The organism is Zymomonas mobilis subsp. pomaceae ATCC 29192 (assembly GCF_000218875.1).
Lineage (GTDB): Bacteria > Pseudomonadota > Alphaproteobacteria > Sphingomonadales > Sphingomonadaceae > Zymomonas > Zymomonas pomaceae.
The window spans coordinates 833,297-854,846 of record NC_015709.1 but is presented as its reverse complement, the minus strand read 5'-3'; the positions used below and the strand labels follow the sequence as shown (position 1 = coordinate 854,846).

The window sequence follows — 21,550 nt, the reverse complement described above, 5'->3', positions numbered from 1 at the left end:
ATCTTCTGGTATTATCGCTAAAGATTATCTTTTTTACGCCAGTTTATATCAGATGAACAGCTTTTTTGCTTGTCAATAGTCGTATCATGTTGAACAGACATAAGTTCTATAAATGGACAAGTAAAGTGATTAAGGCATGCGTCACCTGCCTGATTTTGAAGCATGGGCCATTTTTGCAAAAGTTGCCGAAACCAATTCATTTTCAAAGGCAGCGATTGCATTAGGCCTTTCGAAAGGTACTGTGTCCAAAGCGATTTCCCGCCTTGAAGAACGGATGGGAACCTCTCTTTTGCATCGAACATCCCGCCATCTTTCTCTAACCGAAAGTGGCCGTGTTGCGCTGACACGCGCCACGCATCTTCTTAAAGAAGGTGAGGCGATTGAAGCAGAAGTTTCGGAAGACGCTAATAACCCCTATGGCGTAGTAAGGATTGCTTCCCCTATTTCTTTTGGTATTCAAGCGTTAGGGCCTATATTACCTGAATTTCTAGCCCAATATCCCCAGGTGGGAATAGATCTGCATTTAAGCGATTCAAGAGTAGATGTTATCGCAGAAGGCTTTGATATTGCCTTACGAATGGGTGATTTACCGGATTCTTCTTTACGGGCAAGACGCTTGTTTTCAATAAGGCGGCCTGTTGTCGCCGCGCGTTCCTATCTGGATCAGTATGGAAGGCCAAGTCACCCACGTGAGTTGAGTAACCATGAAGCTATTATCTATTCCCATATTGAACATCCCCATATCTGGCGTTTCAACCATCCCGATGCAGGCCGAGTCGAAGTGAAAGTGGACGGACGGGTTCACGTCGATAACGGGGATGTGGCGATGGGCCCTCTGTTGGCAGGAATCGGCATCGCCTGTCAGCCAGAATTTTTTATCTGGCAAGCGCTACGTGATGGCATATTGGAAGAATTATTTCCTGAATGGACGATTGCCCCCTACGGTATGTTTTTATTGACACCGCCGGGTAGAGCGCGTCCAGCAAGGGTTCGCGCTTTGTTGAATTTTTTAGCACAGCGCTTTCAGAAAACACCTTGGGTTGTGGGTAAAATGGAACGCCACTGGTGGAATGAACTTCACCCCCATATTGAGTAAGAGTAAGAGAGCATATTTTTATATGCTCTCTTACTCTTAGGGATCAGATAAATTCTAATCCTTGGGATAACGAAGGCGACCCAATAAGCGGGAAAAAGAGAAACTGTTGCCTGTTGGACGTTTTATCCAGCTTTTAATCTTATTAATTCTCATAAGATTTCCAATTCGTCTCTCTAAAAATTGTCGGGTATTCTTAAGATCAGGATCTTTATCGTCTAAAAAGACGTATAAAGTCGCCATATAGATCGTGCTGAGAGAGAAACGACGCGTATAATAAGAAAAATCGGTTGATTGATCACCTGCAAATTTCCAGATCAAATCGGCCGTATGCCAACTGCGCTGTGAAGAATGTGTTAGATGATTCGGCATCATTAAAATACTAATAGCGCGCCGCAATGCTTCCCGATGTGGCCTTTCTAACTCGAAGCGGAGCATAACCAACGTCTGTATTTTATCGCGTATCCGCATGGTATCCAGCGGCATAGCCTCTGCTTTTGTCTCAAATTCCTTATCAATAGCCAAAAACCATGCATCGATCATCTGCAGACGACCTTCTGGAAAAGCCAGCCTTGCGCGCTCGATTGGGACTTTGTGTTGATAGGCAGCTAAGGCCAAAGCCTGATCGCCCCAACCATCAAAAGCAACATGCTCGGGAAAACTAGGCGCTAACAACTGTCTTATTTCTTCCAGTGTCATTTCATCGGGATTACTGCCCGAAGGCGTGGTGTCTGTCATAATAATCCTTCACAGCCATTTGAAATTACGGGTTATCTTTATTGGAAGAAGCCGCAAAAAGATGAATCCTAAGATTATCTGTCTTATAGAAACCTGAATGTTGATTTTGCTATTAAGAAAATAAAGGTCAACACATCATCTGCCAATAATAGATGAAGTTTTTTGTTTTAGTCAGAATGACATGGCAGGAAGTATCAGGATTTTTATTGTAACAAACGTTCAAAGCCTTATAAAAAGAGCCTGATTTATAGAAATAATCAGGCTCTTTTATACAAAAATCAGGAAAGTTTTTTCTTAAGGTCAAGCATAGTTAAAGCTGCTTTCGCCGCATCAAAACCCTTGTTTTTCTGATCAGGTTGGGCACGAACCAATGCCTGTTTTTCATTCTCAACCGTTAAAATACCATTGCCGATAACCAAGCCATCTAGCGTAAGCGCCATGATCCCGCGCGCGCTTTCGGTTGCGACGATTTCAAAATGATAGGTCTCACCTCGGATAACGACACCCAAAGCGACAAAGCCTTCATAAAGCCCCGTATCGGCAGCCATGACGATTGCTGCCGGAATTTCCAAAGCCCCCGGTACCGTAATGATTTCCCATTCATGGCCGGCTTCTTCAATGGCCTGTTTCGCACCTTGAATAAGCATGTCATTTAAATGACTGTAAAAGCGGGCCTCAACGATTAAAATTTTAGCCATCTTAAATTCCTTCAGCAATGGGCTGTTCGCCTACAATATTAAGACCATAGCCAGAAAGGGCTACAGGCATATGATGGCTATTTGTTAATAATATCATATCCCTAACGCCTAATTCGGCTAAAATTTGGGCACCAATGCCATAATCGCGATGAATTTTTTCATGGCTGCGTGCCGCTGCCCAAACTAAGGTTTTATCAAGGCTGTTTTCTTCAGCACGATGGATTAAAACCACGACACCCGTGCCCTCTTCTGCAATTATTTTCATTGATTGCGATAATAACTGCTGTCTTGGCCCTGTTTGTCCCAGCATATCGGTAAAGGGATCTACCGCATGCATTCTGACAAGCGTAGGTTTATCAGGATCGATTTTGCCTTTGACTAAGGCTACAGTCTCACTGCCGCTGGCTTTATTATTGAAGCGAATAGCTTCCCAATCGCCCCCATAAAGACTGTTAAATGATTTTTGTTCGATACGTTCAACGTTATTATCATGTTCGCGTCGCCAAGTGATTAGATCGCGAATGGTACCGATTTTAATATTATGGCGCTGAGCGAAGGTAACTAAATCGTCAAGACGGGCCATAGTCCCGTCTTCCTTCATTACCTCACAAATAACACCAGAGGCATTTAAACCCGCTAGCCGCGCAATATCGACTGCGGCTTCAGTATGACCAGCACGAACCAATACGCCGCCGGATTTAGCCGAAAGCGGAAAAACATGCCCCGGGGTAACAATATCATCGGCACCCCGGGCGCTATCAATAGCCACGGCTACTGTCCGCGCACGATCACCTGCTGAAATGCCCGTTGTGACGCCCGTTTTGGCTTCAATAGAAACGGTAAAAGCAGTTTGTAAGGGGGCATTGTTTTCCCGAGCCATAGGTTCAAGACCTAAACTCGTTATACGCTCCTTCGTCATAGCAAGACAGATAAGGCCACGGCCATGGGTCGCCATAAAATTAATAGCCGCAGGCGTAGCCATTTGTGCCGGTATGACCAGATCCCCTTCATTCTCGCGATTTTCGTCATCAACAAGAATGAATATCCGGCCATTCCTTGCTTCTTCAATCAATTCTTCGACGGAAGACAGGAAGGGATGACGTTTTGTTGACCCTTTACGGATCGGAAGATTGTTGCTCATGCAGATACATTTTCTAGCGCATTCATGCGCGCAAGATAACGGGAAAGAATATCAATTTCGATATTAACAAAATCGCCTGCTGACAGAAGACCTAAAGTCGTTTTTTCAGCAGTATGGGGAATAATATTGATAAAAAAGCGTACTTTACCATCCACATCTTGCACTTCATTCACCGTCAAAGAGACGCCATCTAAAGAGACAGAGCCTTTTTCTGCAATATGGGGGGCCACTTCAGGGCCAGCTTCTATCAGAAAATTTTGTGAATCCCCTTCTGGGGTAATCGAGAGCACTTTTCCGACGCCATCAACATGGCCAGTGACGATATGACCGCCTAATTCATCGCCCATTTTTAAAGCGCGTTCTAAATTAAGTTTTTGGCCTTCTTCCCATCGACCAGGCGCCGTCCTTGAAACTGATTCCCCCGATACAGTAACATCAAACCAATTTTTAGGAGACGTACCTTTATCGACAACGGTTAAGCACACACCTGAACAAGCGATAGAGGAACCTACTGGCACTTCATCCATTGCATAGGCGGTTGCAATCCGAATATGACGATCACCTTTTTGGGTCGCAGAAATAATCTGACCGATATCGGTAACAATTCCAGTGAACATTAGGGGCAGCTCCGTTCGCATGGTAAATAATAGGCTGATAGGCTAAAAAAGAGGCTCAATCAGCGTCCGTTGCATTCGTAACACGTACGTACGCATCTAGCTGGTCGTTGCCAAGCATTCTTGTCTCTTTATGACACCAACGGCCATGGGTTTCAGCTAAATTTTGAAGTCCAATATCGCTTAAGGAGGCTATTCCGCCCCCGATTAAAATCGGGGCGCGATAAAATAAAATTCGATCTACGATATCAGCTTTTATAAAAGCGGCGGCCGCTTTGGCGCCTCCTTCCACCAAAACGTGATCGGCTGCGGTAAGACTTACGTCTGTTGGTTGTTCAAGGCCAATCCAATCAGGCGGTAAAGAGCCGTGACCTAAAACCGCTCTTATCGGCGAGCGATGTTCAAGCCCCAAAAGGCGAACATCCAAACGAGGATTATCGACCTCCCATGTGCCCCGTCCTACGACAATGAGTTCTGATCGCATTCTTTCGAGATGGGCATGGGCTCTTGCCCTTTCGCCGGTAATCCAATGACTTTTTCCATTTTCAAGGGCGATACAGCCATCAAGCGAGGTCGCTAACTTTAATGTGATATAAGGCCGACCTAATAAGCGGCGACTAAAATAGCCTGACATGGATTGCCGGGCTTCTTTTTCCAGAAGGCCCCATTCAACTTTAATGCCGGCTTGTTTTAAACGTTCTAACCCCTGACCATTCGTCCGCATGTCGGGATCTTTGCTAGCGATAACGATTCTTTCAGGCAAAGCATCAACAAGAAGGTCAGTACAGGTTGGGCCTTTTAAACTTTTATGGGCACAAGGTTCCAAGGTGACATAAACCGTAGCCCCACGAAGCGATTCTTGGGCTTGGGATAGAGCCATAGCCTCGGCATGAGGCCTTCCTCCGGCTTGCGTCCATCCTCTGGCTATTAAACGGTTATTTTTAACAATAAGACATCCGACTGAAGGGGAGGGCGCAGTTAGTCCTTTTCCCCTTTCTCCAAGCGCAATAGCCGCGCGCATCCATCGGATGTCTTGATCAAGATGGGTCAAATTTTATAATCCGTTATTTTTGAACAATAACCTTTTTCGTTACCGAACATTTTTATCTTATTTAGTAGGATAACCTAACATCTGACCAAATTCACGCCAACGTTTTCTAGATTCTTCCTGACGGATTTCTAATTTTTTTTGATCCCGTTGGTTATTCGCTATGATTTCAGCATCGCTGCGCGGGCCATTCATATTTTGCACGAAAATCAGCTCGGGATCTGGCTTTTTAATCTCTGAACCGAAATACATCATAGAGACCATACCCCCTGCCAAAGCAAAGGCGATTAATGCAAATAGAGGTTTAACGCGTCCATGGTTACGAGCAAACTCTTTTATATCGCGCCATAATAGGGATGGTCGGGGTAAAAACATATCCTGATAGATAATGAAAGAATAAAAAAAGTGCTAGTCTTGCTGTGTTAAGAAATTTTTTTTTGATAAAAACACTTTCATTTTTTGATAATTTCTTAGAAGGTTAAGGAAGTATCTTCATAATGGGTTAGTCCTATTTAGATATTCCCCCTTGAAAATGGCATACTTCGTAGAGATATGTTTTAAATCTATAAATTATATTAATGGAGATTAACGGGCGTGAGAATAGCCCTGCTAGATGATGATCTGGAAACAGCCGCCCAACTGACCGCTATCCTCACCGAAGCTGGTTATGATTGCCGATCTTTTCATAAAGGATATGCCCTTTTACGAATGCTCCGTAGCGAAACGGTTGACCTTCTTTTACTTGATTGGAATGTACCTGATTTTTCCGGTATCGAGATAATTGAGTGGGTTAATCGGCATTGTGATCCCAAACCGCCTATTTTACTCTCTACCGCCAGAACTGCTGCGGAAGACATTGTTACGGGTCTTAATGCAGGTGCCGATGATTATTTAGTAAAACCTGTCCAGCCAGAAATCTTATTGGCACGGGTTAAAGCAGTACTCCGTCGTAGCTATCCTGTTCCACCTTCTGATGGTATTGAGCATTATGATGATTATACCTTTGATTTATCTCGGGAACAGGTTTCTCTAGGGGATACACTGATACCCATGACTTCCAAAGAATTCATGCTATCTTTGCTTTTATTCCGCAATTTACATCGGCCTTTATCTCGGGGTTATATTTTCGAAACGTTGTGGGGGCGAAATCCTGATTTACCAACCAGAACGCTGGATACGCATATTTCGAAAATAAGAACAAAACTCAATTTAAGACCTGAAAATGGTTATCGATTAGCGCCTGTTTATGCTTATGGTTATCGCTTGGAACGGCTAACCGAAAAAAGAGCAACGCCCGCAGATATCAATCAGTAAATTGATGCGATGGCAGTGGCAGTTGAGGGGCATCAAATCTTTTATGTTGATAAGGGCGCTTGTCCTCTTCCTCTTTTTTGTTTTTTTTAACGAAGAGGGGAAGGCTGCTGCCCATTTCCAAAATCAAAAAACGGTCGATTATATCATTCAAGAGGGAGATACGCTTTCCCTGATTGCCCATCTTTATTTTGATAGGATGGCCGATATACAATCTATTGCGCGGCGTAGTCGAGTCTCGCTTGACCAACCGCTACATGCCGGTTTTCATCTTCAAATTCCCAAAAGTCTCTTACGACGTACCATTACTAACGCTGTTGTTGCGCATGTATCGGGGCCAGTGTTTTTATATATTAATGGTCAAAAAGGGACGCTGGAGCAAGGGCGTCCAGTTACCGAGCAAACAACGATTGAGACGGGCGCGTCCGGCTTTGTAACCTTAATGTTACCAGATGGCTCGCGTGTCAGTATGCCTTCTATGAGTCTGTTAACCATAACAAGACTTCGAAAAGTAGCTTTAACGGATGCGATAGAACGTTCTTTCAAGTTAGAAGCAGGGCATGTACGGGTTTATGCTGTTCCGTTATTTCGTTCAGATAGCTACTTTCATATTGCGACCCCTGCTTCGTTGGCCGCCGTTCGGGGCACAAATTTTCGAGTATATTATAAGCAAAAAGATAAGGCTCAAAAAAAAGAAAATACTATCGAAGTATTAGATGGTTTAGTCATGGTAGATAACCGTCGCCATAAATACGCTGTGCCTGGGGGGTATGGTACGAATTATAAAGAAAATAAAGGCTTCCCTTTAGTTGATTCCCCCATGCCTAAAAAACGTTTAACTATTTTTCGTGAAGTTAATCCTGATATTCCCTTGTCTGTAATACAAAATGTCCAGTCTTATCATGCGACCGTTGCCCGAGATGCCGATTTCTTGGATTTGCTTTCTGAAAGCTGGCCGACTACAGGAAACATATTATTATCTGGATTAGCCGATGGCCATTATTATTTAAGGCTTTCAGCTGTTGATAATCATGATTTAGAAGGACAGGAAAGGGTCGTATCTATAGACCATAAAACAGGTCATATAGAGACATCCGCTTATTCTGTAGCTGAGGGGGCTGTTTTTCAGTGGATCGTCAAGGATGATGAACCTGTCCTATGCCGTCTCCAGCTTGTGGCTGGCAAGATAAGTGAACCAGCAACCCCTTTAGTGGATCAATTAGGGGGTAAGAAAGGTACAGTAAAAGTTTCCTCTTTGCCGGAAGGAGATTATTCTTGGCGTATTATTGCTACATGGCCTGCCGGTGGAGAAATATTATCTCCGTTTCATACACTGCATGTTTCACGGATAGAACCGATGCAAAAAAATGAATGATGTTTTAGGTAGTCTAAAGCCCGATACTTCTGCCAGAGACTATGTCGAGCCCGAGCTAAAGGATAACCTTGCTTTTGAATGGTGGTTGATTTCCTTTGCTGCAACACTGGCTGTTATTATTATCAGCTGGGCAGGGATGACCTATCAGTTAGATTTGTTGTTTTATGATGCTGTTGTCAGGTTAGGTTACCACAAACCTGACCCTTCGATTCTTATTGTAAAAATTGACAATAATGCTCTGAAAACCATCGGCCCATGGCCATGGACGCCCGATAAACATGCCCAATTTATAAAACAATTAAATACCGGTCATCCGACATCAATCGGCTATAATGTCTTATTTCTTGATCCTTCGGAATCTAAAGCCCGAGATGACTTGTCGAAAACTTTGAAGACTAGTCCGGCTCCTATATTTCTACCTATGCTGGTTGAATCCGGTGGGCATAATAATAAAACGGTTGCGATTGTTCCTAGTATTGCGTCCTCAGCGACGGCTGTGGGCCATGTTAGCTTACCTTTTGATGGCGATGGTATAGTCCGACGTTATTGGCCCGCTTTATCGACAAAAGGGCGTTATTGGCCGGCGCTTGTTGCGTTAATGGATAATAATAATCAACATCATGTGTTTTCAGATCAAGATCTTACCGAACAATTATTTACCTATGACGGGCCATCTAATCGTTTTCCCGCTATTTCTGCGGCTGCTATTTGGCGAAATGAAGTGCCGCCGGAATTTCTGGCTGGTAAAAGGATTCTGGTGGGGGTAACGGCTTCAGGTTTTGAAGACCTACATCCTACCCCTTTTGGCATTATGCCGGGTGTCGAAATTCAGGCCAATATATTAGATAATTTACTGAATGATCGCTCGATAAAAGAAGCGAGTAACATCGTAAAACTGATTGTAGATTTGTTATCGCTTTGGACATTATTAATTGGTTTTCGCTTTTTATCGCCCCGATTAACAATTTTACTGACCGCTATCTTGGGATGCGGTGTGCCCTTCTTATCGGGTCTCTTTTTCCTATTCGGTAATTTTTGGATACCGCCGATTACATCTGTCGTTGCCGTTATCTTTACCTATCCTTTTTGGGCATGGAGTCGGCTGGCAAGCTTAAGCAAATATTTTTCTTATGAATTGGAAAAGCTCTGGGGCGATACTTCACCCATGAAGTTACAGAGCTGGCCTGAAATTACTGCGACAGATCCCCTTGAGTATAAAAAACAGCTGCTAAGATTAGCTATTTCTCGCATTATATTTATGCGACGTTTTATTTCAGACAGCTTATATTATTTGCCTGATGCTTTTTTTGTAACAGATCAAGATAATAATATTATTCTTGCCAATAAAGCCGCAGAGAAATTAGCCACCGGATTGGGCGCACAATCCAGCTATAAAACCCCTATTTCAGAATTACTTAATCATTTTCATAATGAAGAAGGCCACCTTATCAATCTTGATCAGGTAAAGAATAATGAAATAAGCAGCCAATGTTATGCCGAAGATGGCCGCGCTTTTGACCTTAGGGTAGCGGCTTGCCGAAAGGTTGAAGGGCAGCCCGATGGTTCATTGGTGATGTTGGTGGATATTAGTGCTGTGAGAGCCGCCGAAGAACAACGGCAGCGGATTTTGCATTTATTAAGTCATGACATGCGCTCGCCTCAAATTTCTATTTTGGCATTAATTGATACCTTTTCCAGAACCCCTTGTAGTAAAGAAGCCGATGCTCAAGAGATCATTTCAAAAATTTCTGGTTATGCCCGTCGTACTTTAGGGTTGGCGGACAATTTTACACGTTTAGCGCAAGCTGAAGCGCCCGAATATCAATGGATGGATGTTGAAATCGGAGGCGTTATGACAAGCGCTGTTGATGAATTATGGGTGCAGGCGCATAATCGTCATATCCAGATTAATTTAAATGAATGGGATAAACCTTTATTTGTTAAAGGCGACCCTTCTTTATTAGAACGAACTTTTATCAATCTTATTGATAATGCTGTAAAATATAGCCCTGAAGGCAGTAGTGTTTCCTGTTCGATAAAGGAAAAAGGCGAACAAGTCGAAATTTCTATTTGTGATAAAGGTATCGGTATGGACCAAGCACAAGTCGAAGCTTTATTTAGACCTTTTTCCCGTGCTACTGCTGGGCCTGCTTCGAAAATAAGTGGTATCGGACTAGGCTTAGTCTTTGTTAATAAGGTTATTTTGCGCCATCATGGCCATATTATCTGTAAAACTGCTCCCGGAGTGGGAACCTGTTTTATTGTAACCTTACCCTTAATCCTCTGATAAGTGGGATATTTTGGGTGAACGACTCTGAAAATAAGTGCAAAATTGTTGGTTCATCTTTTCAGCAATATGTTGGTCGGTATTAATATGCCATTTTTTATAGCCTGTAATACGATAATTTTGATCTGACGCGGTAGCTTGGTGGGGAGCTAAAAACAGCCAAACCAGATGACTTTCCCATAAATTACTTTTAGGTTGAACGGGTTCTGGTTTTTTTTGTCGATCACCTTCATTTTGTACATTTATAAATTTTAATCGTTGATCATAGCTGACAGCAATTTGCCAGACATCATCGTCCTTCATATTATCAGAAGCGGCTTTCCATCCTAGAGCTAATAAACACGGTATGATAGATTGGGGAGAAGCTTCCAAAATACGGAAATAAGAAGGCTTCGGTACCTTACCTTGTGCGGCTATTTCTTTTTTAGCGGCGAACAAAGGCCTAGCGTTTATCAGAGCAAAGATAAGGACTATAAATAAACGTATCATAATTTTATAAATGACATTTTTATCTTATAATCCCAATCTATATAATTACCCATTCTGCACAGCAAATTAGCTTTATTTCATAAACGAAGCTATATCAGGGATATGGCGATGCTCTGTGGTAATATAACTGACCTGCCCAGTACTGGCTTGCATTATCAGACTTTGCGTAACTGAAACGCCCCGAAAATCTTGATAGACGCCTCTTAAAAGAGAACCATCTGTGACACCTGTTGCCGCAAAGACGGTATCACTGCGGGCGAGGTCATGTAATTTGTAAATACGATCTAAATCTTTGATACCGCAAGAATGAGCGCGTTTCCGCTCTTCATCATCCCGAAAAAGAAGACGGCCTTCAAACTGTCCCCCGATACAATTTAAGGCGGCGGCTGCAAGCACCCCTTCAGGGGCACCCCCAATACCCATATAAATATCAATATTACTATTTTCGCGTGCTGTGGCGATAACACCAGCAATATCACCATCTTTGATCAGGATAATCGAGCATCCTATCGCATGGAGATCCGCAATCATCTTTTTATGCCGCTGTCGGTCAAGAATACAAATACGAATATTATCAGGAGTAACGCCCTTTGCTTTCGCTAATGCCCTTACATTTTCGACAGGCGTTTTTAAAACACTAACAAGATTGGGTTCGTAACCGGGGCCGATGGCTACTTTTTCCATATAGACATCAGGTGCATTAAGAAGGCTGCCTTGTGGCGCAATAGCGAGAACGGCAATCGCATTCGAATTACCATTTGCTGCTAATGTTGTCCCTTCCAAAGGATCAAGCGCTATATCAATAGAAACGTCGCTGTTTTTGCGTAGGCCGACTCTTTCGCCGATATAAAGCATGGGTGCTTTGTCACGCTCACCTTCACCTATGACGACCGTACCATTGATCGCCAGCTGATTAAAAGCGTCACGCATAGCTTTAACGGCGGCAGCATCCGCGGCTTTTTCATCGCCGTGACCGACTAAACGAGCGACTGCCAAAGCAGCCGCTTGCGTTACATAAGCCATATCATGTGTCAGAGCAGGATTAAGTTTGCCGTTGTCTTGTTGTGCCATGCGTTACGCCTTTTCTAACCCTATTATCTATATGGGTTCAGCTATCTTGATAATGGCTAAATCCGGTATATCACTAAAGAGTACTCTGTTAATACAAGGCCGAAGTTATATTAAATATTCAGGATATACATCACAACGGGCGTAGTTTTAATTTCCGGTATTGTAGCGAAGCGGGTCAGCACTGTTTTTATCTGATCGCCTTGGCAAGGTTCTGTAACTAATATCAGTTCAGAAATACCGCTATCATTATTATGATGCTGCGCCAAACTATCCAATGAAATTTTCGCTTCTGCCAAGGCTGTCGTTATTTTTGCCAATGAAGCCGGATCATTAATAACAGAGAGTCGGATGTAAACACGACTGGTATGGGTATCTGCGGTTTCTACCGATACAGCTTCTAGAGATTGGGTCGGCATTCCGAAGGGGAGGGTACGAGAACCCCGTGCAATATCGACCAAATCAGCAACCACGGCTGAGGCTGTTGGGGCGGCTCCCGCGCCAGCACCGGCAAAGAATAGTCGACCAACATGATTGCCTTCAAGGGCAACGGCATTCACAGAACCATCCACCTGTGCAAGAGGATGATTTAAAGGAACCAAGCAGGGCGATACACGCTGAAATAAGCCGTTTTCGCTTTTTTCAGCCATTCCGATAAGTCGGATACAGTAACCTAAGGCTTTAGCCTCATTCATATCGGTTATTGTAACAGGCTGAATCCCAGAGGTTATGACAGAATCAAAATCAATCTTTGTCCCAAAAGCCAATGTTGATAAGATCGATAATTTATGCGCCGCATCGATACCATCAATATCAAAGGTTGGATCGGCCTCAGCGTATCCCAGCTCTTGCGCTTCTGCCAAAACATCCAGAAAGGCACGCTTATCTTTTTCCATGGTAGTCAGAATAAAATTACTGGTACCATTCAAAATGCCGTAAATCTGGTGAATACAGTTAGCGGCAGCGCCTTCACTAACACCTTTTACGATAGGAATACCGCCAGCAACAGCCGCTTCATAACGGAAAACGGCCTTGGACTGTTCTGATAAAGCTGCCAATTCTAACCCGTGATGGGCAATCATGGCTTTATTCGCTGTAATAAAGGCAATACCTTTTTTCAGACTTTGCCGAGCAAGATCTAATGCTGTTCCTTCCGAGCCACCAATAAGTTCAATGATAAGATCAATATCATCCCTTTTGGCAAGATCAACGGCATTTTCAACCCAGTCATAACGGGAAACATCAATACCCCGATCACGATTTTTATTCCGTGCGGATATTGCGATAACTTCAATCCGGCGGCCTGTTCTCCGCTTGATGAGATCAGCATTATCGCTGAGCAATTTCAGTACGCCACAACCGACTGTTCCTAAGCCGGCTAATGCTATTCGCAAGCCCTGCACTATATATATCCCATAATTTTTGCCTATTAGCTGTTACTTGCCCTGACAACGTTTCTATTTCAAGCTTGATACTGTGGGATTCTCTTGCAAGTCGTTTATTTAAGAAGGTGAAAAGGCTGAGCCTTGTTATAACCCCTATCACCACTAGGGCTATTTTCTAATCGGGAAAGAAGGTGGACTATGAGAGGGGCTGGCATTAAAAATGGCTGATTTCCATTATTTTTCTTCAATTTTGATAACCTATAGCCTCTCTTTTCTTCTGGGAGGACTCATTGGATTAGAGCGGCAAATTCATCAGCGAATAGCCGGACTTCGTACCAATATATTAGTTGTATTAGCGACCACTTCCTTTGTGAATCTTTGTTTACGTCTGGGGTCTACGACAGACGCTATTCGCGTTATTGCCGCTGTCGTTTCAGGCACCGGATTTTTAGGCGCGGGTGTCATTATGAAGGATGGCATGAATGTTCGCGGATTAAACACGGCCGCGACGATATGGTGTTCAGCCGCTGTTGGCACTTGTGTCGGTATTGGACAATATGCTGTAGCCTTATTGCTGACCGTCTTTGTTATAGCGGGCAATACGCTTTTAAGGCCATTAGTAAAATGGGTAAATCATTGGCCTATTTCTAATTCGGAATCAGATGCTACCTATACTATTACAGTAACAACTGACCAGCCTCATGCTTCTATAGTAGAAAACAAAATATTAGAAAAATTAAAATCAATAAATTTTCAGGTTAATGGCGTTCAATTGACAGGTAATGATAATAAAAAATATGAAATTACTATAAGATTAGGCCGTAATATTACAGACAGTAAGGATTTAAATATTCTTATTCAGGACATTGCCTCATGGGAGGCGGTCCAGCATGTCGCATGGAATAGTGATTTATAATTCAGATATTTTGAAATTTTTTGTTAAAAATCAGGATGTTGAATATTTAATTCATTATTTTTATGATTACTGCATCATATTATTATTTTATAATAAATTTATCCTCTTTAAAAACAATTAAATATTAAAATATAGAGATTAATTTGCAATATTTTTCCTTTACCTCCCTAACCGGTATCATGATATGATTGCCATAACAGGTTAGAGTAGCTTTTTGGTTTGCGATAGATACAGCCATGTTAAGTATGCTCTATTGTATAGGATTTACGTGGCTGCTGTGCCAAACGTATGATCCTGTATTTGAGGAGTGAGAAATGACGTTGAGCCCATTAGAACCATTAGAAGATGATTATGCTGATATTCGCGATGAGGTACGTAAATTATGTGCTGAATTCCCCGGGGAATATTGGCGTAAACTGGATCGGGAAGGGGCTTATCCTACCGAATTCGTAAAAACTCTAAGTGATGCTGGTTATTTGGCAGCGCTTATTCCCGAAGAGTTCGGGGGCTCTGGTCTGCCCCTTTCCGCAGCGGCTGCTATCTTGGAAGAAATTCAGCATTGCGGGGGTAATGCAGGGGCATGTCATGCCCAGATGTACATCATGGGCGCTTTGTTGCGTCATGGTAATGACCAACAAAAGCAGAAATATCTCCCTAAGATAGCTTCTGGCGAATTGCGGTTGCAAGCTTTTGGTGTAACAGAACCCACAAGCGGAACCGATACAACGTCCTTAAAGACTTTTGCTGAAAAACAGGGCGATCATTATATCGTTAATGGTCAGAAAATCTGGACTTCTCGTGCGGTTCAATCGGATTTGATGCTTCTTTTGGCGCGTACGACCCCCAAAGATAAAGTCGAGAAAAAGACCGATGGGTTATCGGTTTTCTTGGTCGATATGCAAAAGGCTATTGCCGAAGGTGGCATGACGATTCGTCCGATCCGCACGATGATGAATCATTCTACTACTGAAATCTTTTTCGATAATATGAAGATTCCTGCCGACAGCCTTATCGGTGAAGAAGGGAAGGGCTTCCGTTATATTCTTTCTGGCATGAATGCTGAACGCGTTCTGATCGCTGCCGAATGTATTGGGGATGCCAAATGGTTTATCGAAAAAGCCCGCGACTATTCCAATGAACGTGAAGTTTTTGGCCGTCCCATCGGGGCTAATCAAGGCATTCAGTTTCCAATCGCCCGTGCTTATGCCCAGATGAGAGCGGCTGAATTAATGGTATATCATGCGGCTCATCTGTTCGAAAAAGGCGAGCGTGCAGGGGCCGAGGCCAATATGTCCAAGATGCTGGCTGCCGAAGCATCATGGGCAGCGGCAGAAGCCTGTGTTCAAACCTTTGGTGGTTTTGCCTTTGCCGAAGAATATGATGTGGAACGCAAATTCCGTGAAACGCGCCTTTATCAGGTTGCCCCTATTTCAACGAATTTGATTCTTGCCTTTTTAGGACAGCATGTCCTCGGTATGCCCCGTTCTTACTAGGTTCTTCCTGATTTTTCAGGGTTTTATGGCTGGAGGGGAAACTCTTCAGCCTTTTTTATAAGAAGGGATTTTATGATGAATCATTCTTCCTCTGAAGCCTCAGATTTGGATGTTGCATTTTTACGGAGCTGGATAGGTCGTGAGACCCTAGCAGAAGATGTTATCACCCCCGAAGTTACCAAACGTTTTATCGCGGTCTTGGACTTGCCGCCTTCCTCTTTAGAAGAAGGCAGTGTTGCGCCCCAGCTTATTCATTTTTGTTTAGCCCCTACGGTTGTTTCCGGCGCGGAACTTGGCGCAGATGGACATCCTGCCAAAGGTAATTTTTTACCTCCTGTGCCTTTACCCCGTCGGATGTGGGCTGGTGGTGACATTAAATTTCTTGATGATCTTCATATCGGGGATAAAATTTGTCGTCATAGCCGTATTGTGGACGTTGTGCCTAAAAAAGGGCGGAGCGGGCTTTTATGCTTTGTCACTGTGGAACATGAAATCAAGGTGAACGGCGAAATAAAAATCCGTGAGCGGCAAGATATTGTCTATCGCGAAGCCGCGACTGCACCTGCACCTGCTCCGGCCTCGCCTCCGCCTGCCGCCGATCAAGGCGAATATACGCAGCCTATTATTCCAACAACACCCCTATTATTCCGTTATTCAGCTATTACCTTTAACAGCCATCGTATTCATTACGACCGTAACTATGCAGTTAATGAAGAACATTATCCTGCTTTGGTGGTGCATGGCCCGTTACAGGCTTCTTTGCTTATCCATTTTGCAGCGAAAGTTAAAGGTACGCCCCCTAAGCAGTTCTCTTTTCAAAGCCGCGCCCCATTATTTGATAATGCCCATTTTTCATTAAATGCTTCACCCGATGAAAAAGGGCTCTCCTTATGGACCGCGCGTGAAAATGGGCCAGCGGCGATGAAAGCGGAGGCCTTGTTTTAATGGCTAAATTTTCTTGTATTGCCCCGATTTTTGTTCCGGCTTCTCGTCCGGAAAGATTTGTCAAAGCTGCTGCCAGTGGGGCAGATGCCGTCATCATTGATCTTGAAGACGCAGTAGCCGATAGCGATAAAGATAAAGCCCGTGCATCTTTAGCCACAGATTTTACCGATTTGCCTGTTTTTATCCGTATTAACGGCGCAGATACCCCTTGGCATCAAGCCGATGTCGAGGCGGTAATAGCGCTTCCCAATCTGGCGGGCGTTATTTTTCCAAAGGCAGAAATGAGTTTAGCCTTAACCTCTGTTGCCGAGCGTTTAAACTCAAAGACGGCCTTGATTGCTCTCATTGAGACCGCACAGGGTTTGGCCGATGCACGGCAATTAGCTCAATTTCCACCGGTTAAAAGGTTAGCTTTTGGATCGATCGATTTTTGTGCTGATTTAGGCTGTTCGCATAGTCGTGAAGTCTTGTTATCTGCCCGGAGTGAATTGGTTTTGGCTTCACGGTTAGGAAAAAAAATAGCGCCTTTAGATGGGGTGACCACGACGATTGATGATCCCGCCCCGATTGAAGCAGATGCGCGCTATGCTCGTAGTCTAGGCTTCGGGGGCAAGCTTTGTATTCACCCCCGACAGATACAGGCTTTATTCCGCGGGTTCCTCCCTGATGATAATGAAATCGCATGGGCCCATCGCGTATTGTCCAGTGGCGAAGGGGCGCAAAGGGTTGATGGCGCCATGGTTGACGAACCTGTACGTATTCGTGCACGCACTATTCTGGCGCGCGCTGAAAAAATTAAAAACTAATATTTATTCGATATAAAAATTTAAAATTAGCTTCTATAATTGGACTAACAGGACGGAGAATGCCTTGTCGGTATATCTTCGTCCTTTTTAAATATTGAGTAAATTTTTAGTTAGGTTGTTCTGCTTTAGAAACGTTAAATTATTACAAATTTAAAAGGCTGATATGGCCTCTGTAGAGAAGTAATGTGGAAGAATTTTTAAAAAATATTCCTCCTAATTTACGCTTAATCTATAATAATAGCATCAAATCTATTTTTATCGCTTATGTTCTATGGTTATTTTTCGGTGTTTTAGGGGCGCACCGTTTTTATGTAGGGGCTCATAAATCGGGATTTATTCAATTAATAACATTTTTATATGGCCTTTTCGTATTTGAAAATAATGGCCAAGAAGAAGTGCTTATGTTTTTATATATATGGCTTCTTACGGATGCCATACTTCTATTTGGGCTGGTGAAAAGATATAATATTCGTAAATTTGAAGAATTATTACGCGCTATTTATGGATATTAAAAATAGTTAATAGACCCCCTATAGGGAGGACTATGATATTACGTCTTTCATTCACAAAGCCTCCTTACATAACTTGACCCGTTATAGGGATAATCTTCGATAGTACGGGCTTATTCTCGAGATAGGACGCGGCTATTTTCGCTCATTATCAACGGAACAGAATTTGAAAAATCTATCGTAAGCACGAAAGAAGCTAATCCTCGTGAAAGAGCGCCTCGGCTAGGACTGCGGACTTCAAATTGTAAGGTACCTGTTGACCGACAGATCATATTCGTCCGATCACATGTATTGGTGGCGGTACCGGGCACCAGCTTATAGGATCGGTCAGGCCATCGCGTGAGATAATCACGTTTTTGGTCTAGGATCGTTTTTTTAGATAAAGATTTCCCGAAGAAATCGACCGTCTGCGTATAGTGGTCTATCATCCAAGGGATAGCCTGTTCAGGGTTTTGTGCCGCTACATTGTAATACTCTGATATAAAGGCCTCGGCGCGCGTTTTTAAATCATCGGGAGCAGGCTGTTCAGTATTCGTCCCCTCCGTCGCGGGTGTTTCATCTTTAGTAGATTGTTCATCCTGTGATTTGAATTCGATGGAACGAGAAGAATTTTGAGGGGACTCGAAATTGTTCAATTCGGCCTTCAAAAGTAAAGGATTGGTAAGAGAGTAGCTTAAGACTTTTTTCTGAAGTACATGATACGAGCAGTAAAGTTCGATATGTCGAAAAGCACCGAAAGTATTAGATAGCTTGGCGCGGGTGCTTATCAATGTAATGACATAAGGCGCTTCTGATTGGCGATTGATCTTATCGAAGCGAACACCCAAAAAACCCTTTGTATCGTCATCCCATGCGAAATCATTGACAGCGACGCTTCTCAAATAGTCATTGGCCCCCGCTGAACAACGGCTTTCAGCCTCGCTACCGAAGTGATCATTCAAGGCTTCGGGATCCTGTGCGTGCTGTCCAAGGAAGCGTTCGTCATCCTGACTATTACAGGATACGAGGCAAAGCTCGGTCGCTAAGAGGAAGGATAGAAGAAAAGGGATTTTTATTCTTATAGCGTAACCAAATAGGTAGGCGTTATCTACCCTATCCCCATCATCATTCTAATGAATACGCCTTTATTAGGATTAGAATATTTATCCACAGGATCAAAGAAACAGGGCAAGATTATACCAGACGCCCCATTTTCATGACCTTTTAGTATCGAGGAGGCGTAAACATGTATTTTTATTTTAAAAGAAATTGGCGGAGACGGAGGGATTCGAACCCTCGGTAGGGGTGTACCCCTACGACGGTTTAGCAAACCGTTGGTTTCAGCCACTCACCCACGTCTCCAGCGCTTAAATGATGGCCTGTGGAGAGGGGCTATAACCATCTCCTTGGCTATGATCAATAACTCAATGCAAAGAAAAGCAATTTTTTTTATAAAAAAGTTACTTTATGACTGAATCACTCTGATTATGCCCCATACTCTACAGGTTTATTTTAGGAGGAAGGCTTTATATGGGTAAGAATAAAGCTATAGGCCTCGGCTGTTTCTTCTAAACGGGCATAGCGACCAGATTTACCGCCATGGCCTGCCCCCATATTGATTTTACAAAGTAGCTCATTATCATCGGATTTGGTTGCACGAAGCCGCGCTGTCCATTTGGCGGGTTCCCAATAGGTTACCCGGGGATCATTCAGACCGCCCGTAATTAACATGGGCGGATAAGCTTGGGCCTTTACGTTATCATAGGGACTATAGGAAAGAATAAGCGAGAAAGCTTTTTCATCCGTAATAGGGTTGCCCCATTCTGGCCATTCTCCCGGGGTTAGCGGCAAGCTTTCATCCAGCATCGTATTCAAAACATCGACAAAGGGAACTTCTGCTACCACAGTGCCCCATAATTCGGGATCTGTATTACTGACGACCCCCATCAATTCGCCACCGGCTGAGCCTCCATGAATAGCGATATTGCCAGCGACAGTAAATTTGTGCGCGATAAGACCTTTGGCAACATCCGTAAAATCATGGAAACTATTCCAACGTTTTTCTAACTTACCATCAAGATACCATTGGTAACCCAAATCATCGCCGCCGCGGATATGGGCGATAGCATAAGCAAAACCCCGATCAAGCAAGCTTAGGCGACTGGTCGAAAAATAAGGCGCAATGCTGATACCATAAGCACCATAGCCATAGAGTAACAATTTTCCTTGACCGTCTTTTTTGAAATCTTTCCGATAAACTACAGTGGTAGGGACTAATACCCCATCACGCGCAGGGAGCATCAATCGTTCACTAGTGTAAGCATCGGCATCATAGCCCGAAGGAACTTCTTGTATTTTCAAAGTATGGAGCTGCCGACTATCGGGATCATAATCATAAATGGTAGGTGGTGTGACCATAGATTCATAGCGGAGGCGATAGCAGACCGGATCGTAACTAGGATTATGGTCCAGTCCCACACTATAGCTTGCTTCTGGAAAGGCTATAAATTCTAATTTACCGTCCGTATTGCGTAGAATAATCTGGTCAAGACCTGCTTTTCTGGCAGAAAGAAGCAGATGGCGCGAAAATGCGTGCAGCCCTGTCAGGTAAAGCTGATCAGAACCGGCTATTTCTGTTTGCCAATTTCCAGGATCCTCAAAGGAAGCGCTGGCTAATCTAAAATTGACGTGCTCGTCATTGGTCAGAATCCAGAACTTATCCTGACCACTATCCATTGAATACAGACGTCCTGTCTTGCGAGGGCTAACAATATCGGGAGTCGCATCAATATCATCCGCAGGAATCAGATAGACTTCACTGGTTTGATGATTGCCCGTTTCAAGGAACACCCATTGACGATCTTGAGAGCGTGAAAGAGAAATTCTGAAACCATCATCTTGTTCGCGATAGATTTCACGATCTGTTGCTATATCCTGTCCAATGATGTGACGCAGAGCGCGATAGCTGCGCCAATTTTCGTTGACCTCGGTATAAAGAAGCGCTTTTGAATCAGCAGACCAGACCACACGCCCATTCATGACCTCGGTGATCGTTTCGATGTCTTGGCCGCTTTCGAGATCGCGTATTTTTAAAGTAAATCGTTCGGCCCCATTCGTATCACACGACCATGCTGCTAAATTACCATCAGGGCTGATAGCCAGTGTTCCCATACGAAAATATTCATGGCCTTCGGCTTCGGCCGCTTCATCAATAAGAAGTTGATCGTTTCCTTCTTGATCCCGCAATTGACGGTACCATGCCCGATATTGTCCGCCTGGCCGAAAAGACCACCAATAAAGATAGTCGCCATCTTGCCACGGTACAGCCTGTTCGTCTTCTTGTAGCCGCGCTTTCATCTCTGCAAACAGACTTTTGGTCAAAGGCGCATGAGGCGCCATTTGTTGTTCAAAAAAGGCATTTTCCGCTTTGAGATAATCGAGAATTTCGGGATTATCGACCGTGGGATAATGGGGGTCTTTTAGCCATGCATAGTTGTCATGAATAATTTGGCCGTAACGCTCAAATTGATACGGATGTTGTTTAGCTACAGGAGCAGCTATGGTGGAGTCCTCAGAATTGAAAGACGGTCGGGACACAGGAAACTCCCTTTTAAAGATACTTTCCAACGGCTGCCTTTTATCTCAGAGATAGTAT

General features: G+C 43.6%; 20 protein-coding genes and 1 tRNA gene. 9 read left to right on the top strand and 12 right to left on the bottom strand.

All coding sequences use genetic code 11. The features are described from left to right. Window positions 1-136: 136 nt before the first annotated feature. Entirely contained in the window at window positions 137-1,096 is a 960-nt protein-coding gene (locus tag ZYMOP_RS03840; protein ID WP_013934045.1) for a LysR family transcriptional regulator, read from the top strand. A gap of 54 nt (window positions 1,097-1,150) precedes the next feature. Here the strand turns inward: ZYMOP_RS03840 and ZYMOP_RS03835 are convergent, their stop codons facing one another. From ZYMOP_RS03835 to ZYMOP_RS03810, 6 genes are all read right to left on the bottom strand, one after another. After that, window positions 1,151-1,831: a COQ9 family protein gene (locus ZYMOP_RS03835; RefSeq protein WP_013934044.1), complete on the bottom strand. Its 681-nt coding sequence runs from the start codon at window positions 1,829-1,831 to the stop codon at window positions 1,151-1,153. 278 nt (window positions 1,832-2,109) lie between these two features. After that, window positions 2,110-2,529, bottom strand: coding sequence for a 6,7-dimethyl-8-ribityllumazine synthase (ribH, locus tag ZYMOP_RS03830; protein WP_013934043.1), 420 nt, complete (start codon window positions 2,527-2,529; stop codon window positions 2,110-2,112). 1 nt (window position 2,530) lies between these two features. Further along, window positions 2,531-3,670 carry a 3,4-dihydroxy-2-butanone-4-phosphate synthase gene (ribB, locus tag ZYMOP_RS03825; RefSeq protein ID WP_013934042.1) on the bottom strand — a complete coding sequence of 380 codons (1,140 nt, stop codon included), beginning with the start codon at window positions 3,668-3,670 and terminating at the stop codon, window positions 2,531-2,533. Then, window positions 3,667-4,287: a riboflavin synthase gene (locus ZYMOP_RS03820; RefSeq protein ID WP_013934041.1), complete on the bottom strand. Its 621-nt coding sequence runs from the start codon at window positions 4,285-4,287 to the stop codon at window positions 3,667-3,669. Before ZYMOP_RS03820 ends, ribB begins: the two co-directional genes overlap by 4 nt. A 55-nt stretch (window positions 4,288-4,342) precedes the next feature. Then, window positions 4,343-5,335, bottom strand: a complete 993-nt coding sequence (gene ribD / locus ZYMOP_RS03815) for a bifunctional diaminohydroxyphosphoribosylaminopyrimidine deaminase/5-amino-6-(5-phosphoribosylamino)uracil reductase RibD (RefSeq protein WP_013934040.1) — start codon at window positions 5,333-5,335, stop codon at window positions 4,343-4,345. 57 nt (window positions 5,336-5,392) lie between these two features. After that, window positions 5,393-5,707, bottom strand: coding sequence for a hypothetical protein (locus ZYMOP_RS03810; protein ID WP_013934039.1), 315 nt, complete (start codon window positions 5,705-5,707; stop codon window positions 5,393-5,395). A 219-nt stretch (window positions 5,708-5,926) separates the two neighbouring features. On the opposite strand from ZYMOP_RS03810, the gene ZYMOP_RS03805 reads away from it, so the two are divergent. Genes ZYMOP_RS03805 through ZYMOP_RS03795 form a run of 3 tightly spaced genes read left to right on the top strand, consistent with a single transcriptional unit; the run spans window position 5,927 to window position 10,305 of the window. Beyond that, a complete protein-coding gene (locus ZYMOP_RS03805; protein WP_013934038.1) occupies window positions 5,927-6,646 on the top strand; it encodes a response regulator transcription factor in 720 nt (239 codons plus the stop codon). Between the two features lie 43 nt (window positions 6,647-6,689). Next, window positions 6,690-8,018 (top strand): FecR family protein, encoded by a 1,329-nt coding sequence (locus ZYMOP_RS03800; RefSeq protein ID WP_013934037.1) that lies wholly within the window; start codon window positions 6,690-6,692, stop codon window positions 8,016-8,018. Then, window positions 8,011-10,305: a CHASE2 domain-containing protein gene (locus tag ZYMOP_RS03795; protein WP_013934036.1), complete on the top strand. Its 2,295-nt coding sequence runs from the start codon at window positions 8,011-8,013 to the stop codon at window positions 10,303-10,305. Before ZYMOP_RS03800 ends, ZYMOP_RS03795 begins: the two co-directional genes overlap by 8 nt. Here the strand turns inward: ZYMOP_RS03795 and ZYMOP_RS03790 are convergent. The 3 genes from ZYMOP_RS03790 to ZYMOP_RS03780 form a co-directional block, all read right to left on the bottom strand. Next, window positions 10,294-10,743 (bottom strand): hypothetical protein, encoded by a 450-nt coding sequence (locus tag ZYMOP_RS03790; protein WP_158498494.1) that lies wholly within the window; start codon window positions 10,741-10,743, stop codon window positions 10,294-10,296. The genes ZYMOP_RS03795 and ZYMOP_RS03790 overlap by 12 nt on opposite strands. A 123-nt stretch (window positions 10,744-10,866) precedes the next feature. Next, entirely contained in the window at window positions 10,867-11,865 is a 999-nt protein-coding gene (gene glpX, locus ZYMOP_RS03785; RefSeq protein WP_013934034.1) for a class II fructose-bisphosphatase, read from the bottom strand. A gap of 110 nt (window positions 11,866-11,975) precedes the next feature. Continuing rightward, window positions 11,976-13,268: a homoserine dehydrogenase gene (locus tag ZYMOP_RS03780; RefSeq protein ID WP_041581689.1), complete on the bottom strand. Its 1,293-nt coding sequence runs from the start codon at window positions 13,266-13,268 to the stop codon at window positions 11,976-11,978. Window positions 13,269-13,467: 199 nt separating this feature from the next. Here ZYMOP_RS03780 and ZYMOP_RS03775 point away from each other — a divergent pair, with 199 nt between their 5' ends. The 5 genes from ZYMOP_RS03775 to ZYMOP_RS03755 all read left to right on the top strand — a co-directional run bounded on the left by ZYMOP_RS03775 (window position 13,468) and on the right by ZYMOP_RS03755 (window position 17,919). Then, on the top strand, window positions 13,468-14,163 hold the full coding sequence (locus tag ZYMOP_RS03775; RefSeq protein ID WP_013934032.1) for an MgtC/SapB family protein: 696 nt from the start codon (window positions 13,468-13,470) through the stop codon (window positions 14,161-14,163). 314 nt (window positions 14,164-14,477) lie between these two features. Then, entirely contained in the window at window positions 14,478-15,656 is a 1,179-nt protein-coding gene (locus ZYMOP_RS03770; RefSeq protein ID WP_013934030.1) for an acyl-CoA dehydrogenase family protein, read from the top strand. Window positions 15,657-15,728: 72 nt separating this feature from the next. Then, window positions 15,729-16,601, top strand: a complete 873-nt coding sequence (locus ZYMOP_RS03765) for an HTD2 family dehydratase (protein WP_013934029.1) — start codon at window positions 15,729-15,731, stop codon at window positions 16,599-16,601. After that, a complete protein-coding gene (locus ZYMOP_RS03760; RefSeq protein ID WP_013934028.1) occupies window positions 16,601-17,407 on the top strand; it encodes an HpcH/HpaI aldolase/citrate lyase family protein in 807 nt (268 codons plus the stop codon). The genes ZYMOP_RS03765 and ZYMOP_RS03760 overlap by 1 nt, the downstream gene beginning before the upstream one ends. Before the next feature lie 185 nt (window positions 17,408-17,592). Next, on the top strand, window positions 17,593-17,919 hold the full coding sequence (locus ZYMOP_RS03755; RefSeq protein WP_013934027.1) for a TM2 domain-containing protein: 327 nt from the start codon (window positions 17,593-17,595) through the stop codon (window positions 17,917-17,919). 110 nt (window positions 17,920-18,029) lie between these two features. Here ZYMOP_RS03755 and ZYMOP_RS03750 read toward each other — a convergent pair whose 3' ends face one another. The 3 genes from ZYMOP_RS03750 to ZYMOP_RS03740 all read right to left on the bottom strand — a co-directional run bounded on the left by ZYMOP_RS03750 (window position 18,030) and on the right by ZYMOP_RS03740 (window position 21,492). Further along, window positions 18,030-18,857, bottom strand: a complete 828-nt coding sequence (locus ZYMOP_RS03750; RefSeq protein WP_013934026.1) for a hypothetical protein — start codon at window positions 18,855-18,857, stop codon at window positions 18,030-18,032. A gap of 308 nt (window positions 18,858-19,165) precedes the next feature. Then, window positions 19,166-19,257: transfer RNA gene (locus ZYMOP_RS03745), tRNA-Ser, on the bottom strand. Between the two features lie 150 nt (window positions 19,258-19,407). Beyond that, on the bottom strand, window positions 19,408-21,492 hold the full coding sequence (locus ZYMOP_RS03740; protein ID WP_013934025.1) for a S9 family peptidase: 2,085 nt from the start codon (window positions 21,490-21,492) through the stop codon (window positions 19,408-19,410). Between the last annotated feature and the right edge of the window lie 58 nt (window positions 21,493-21,550).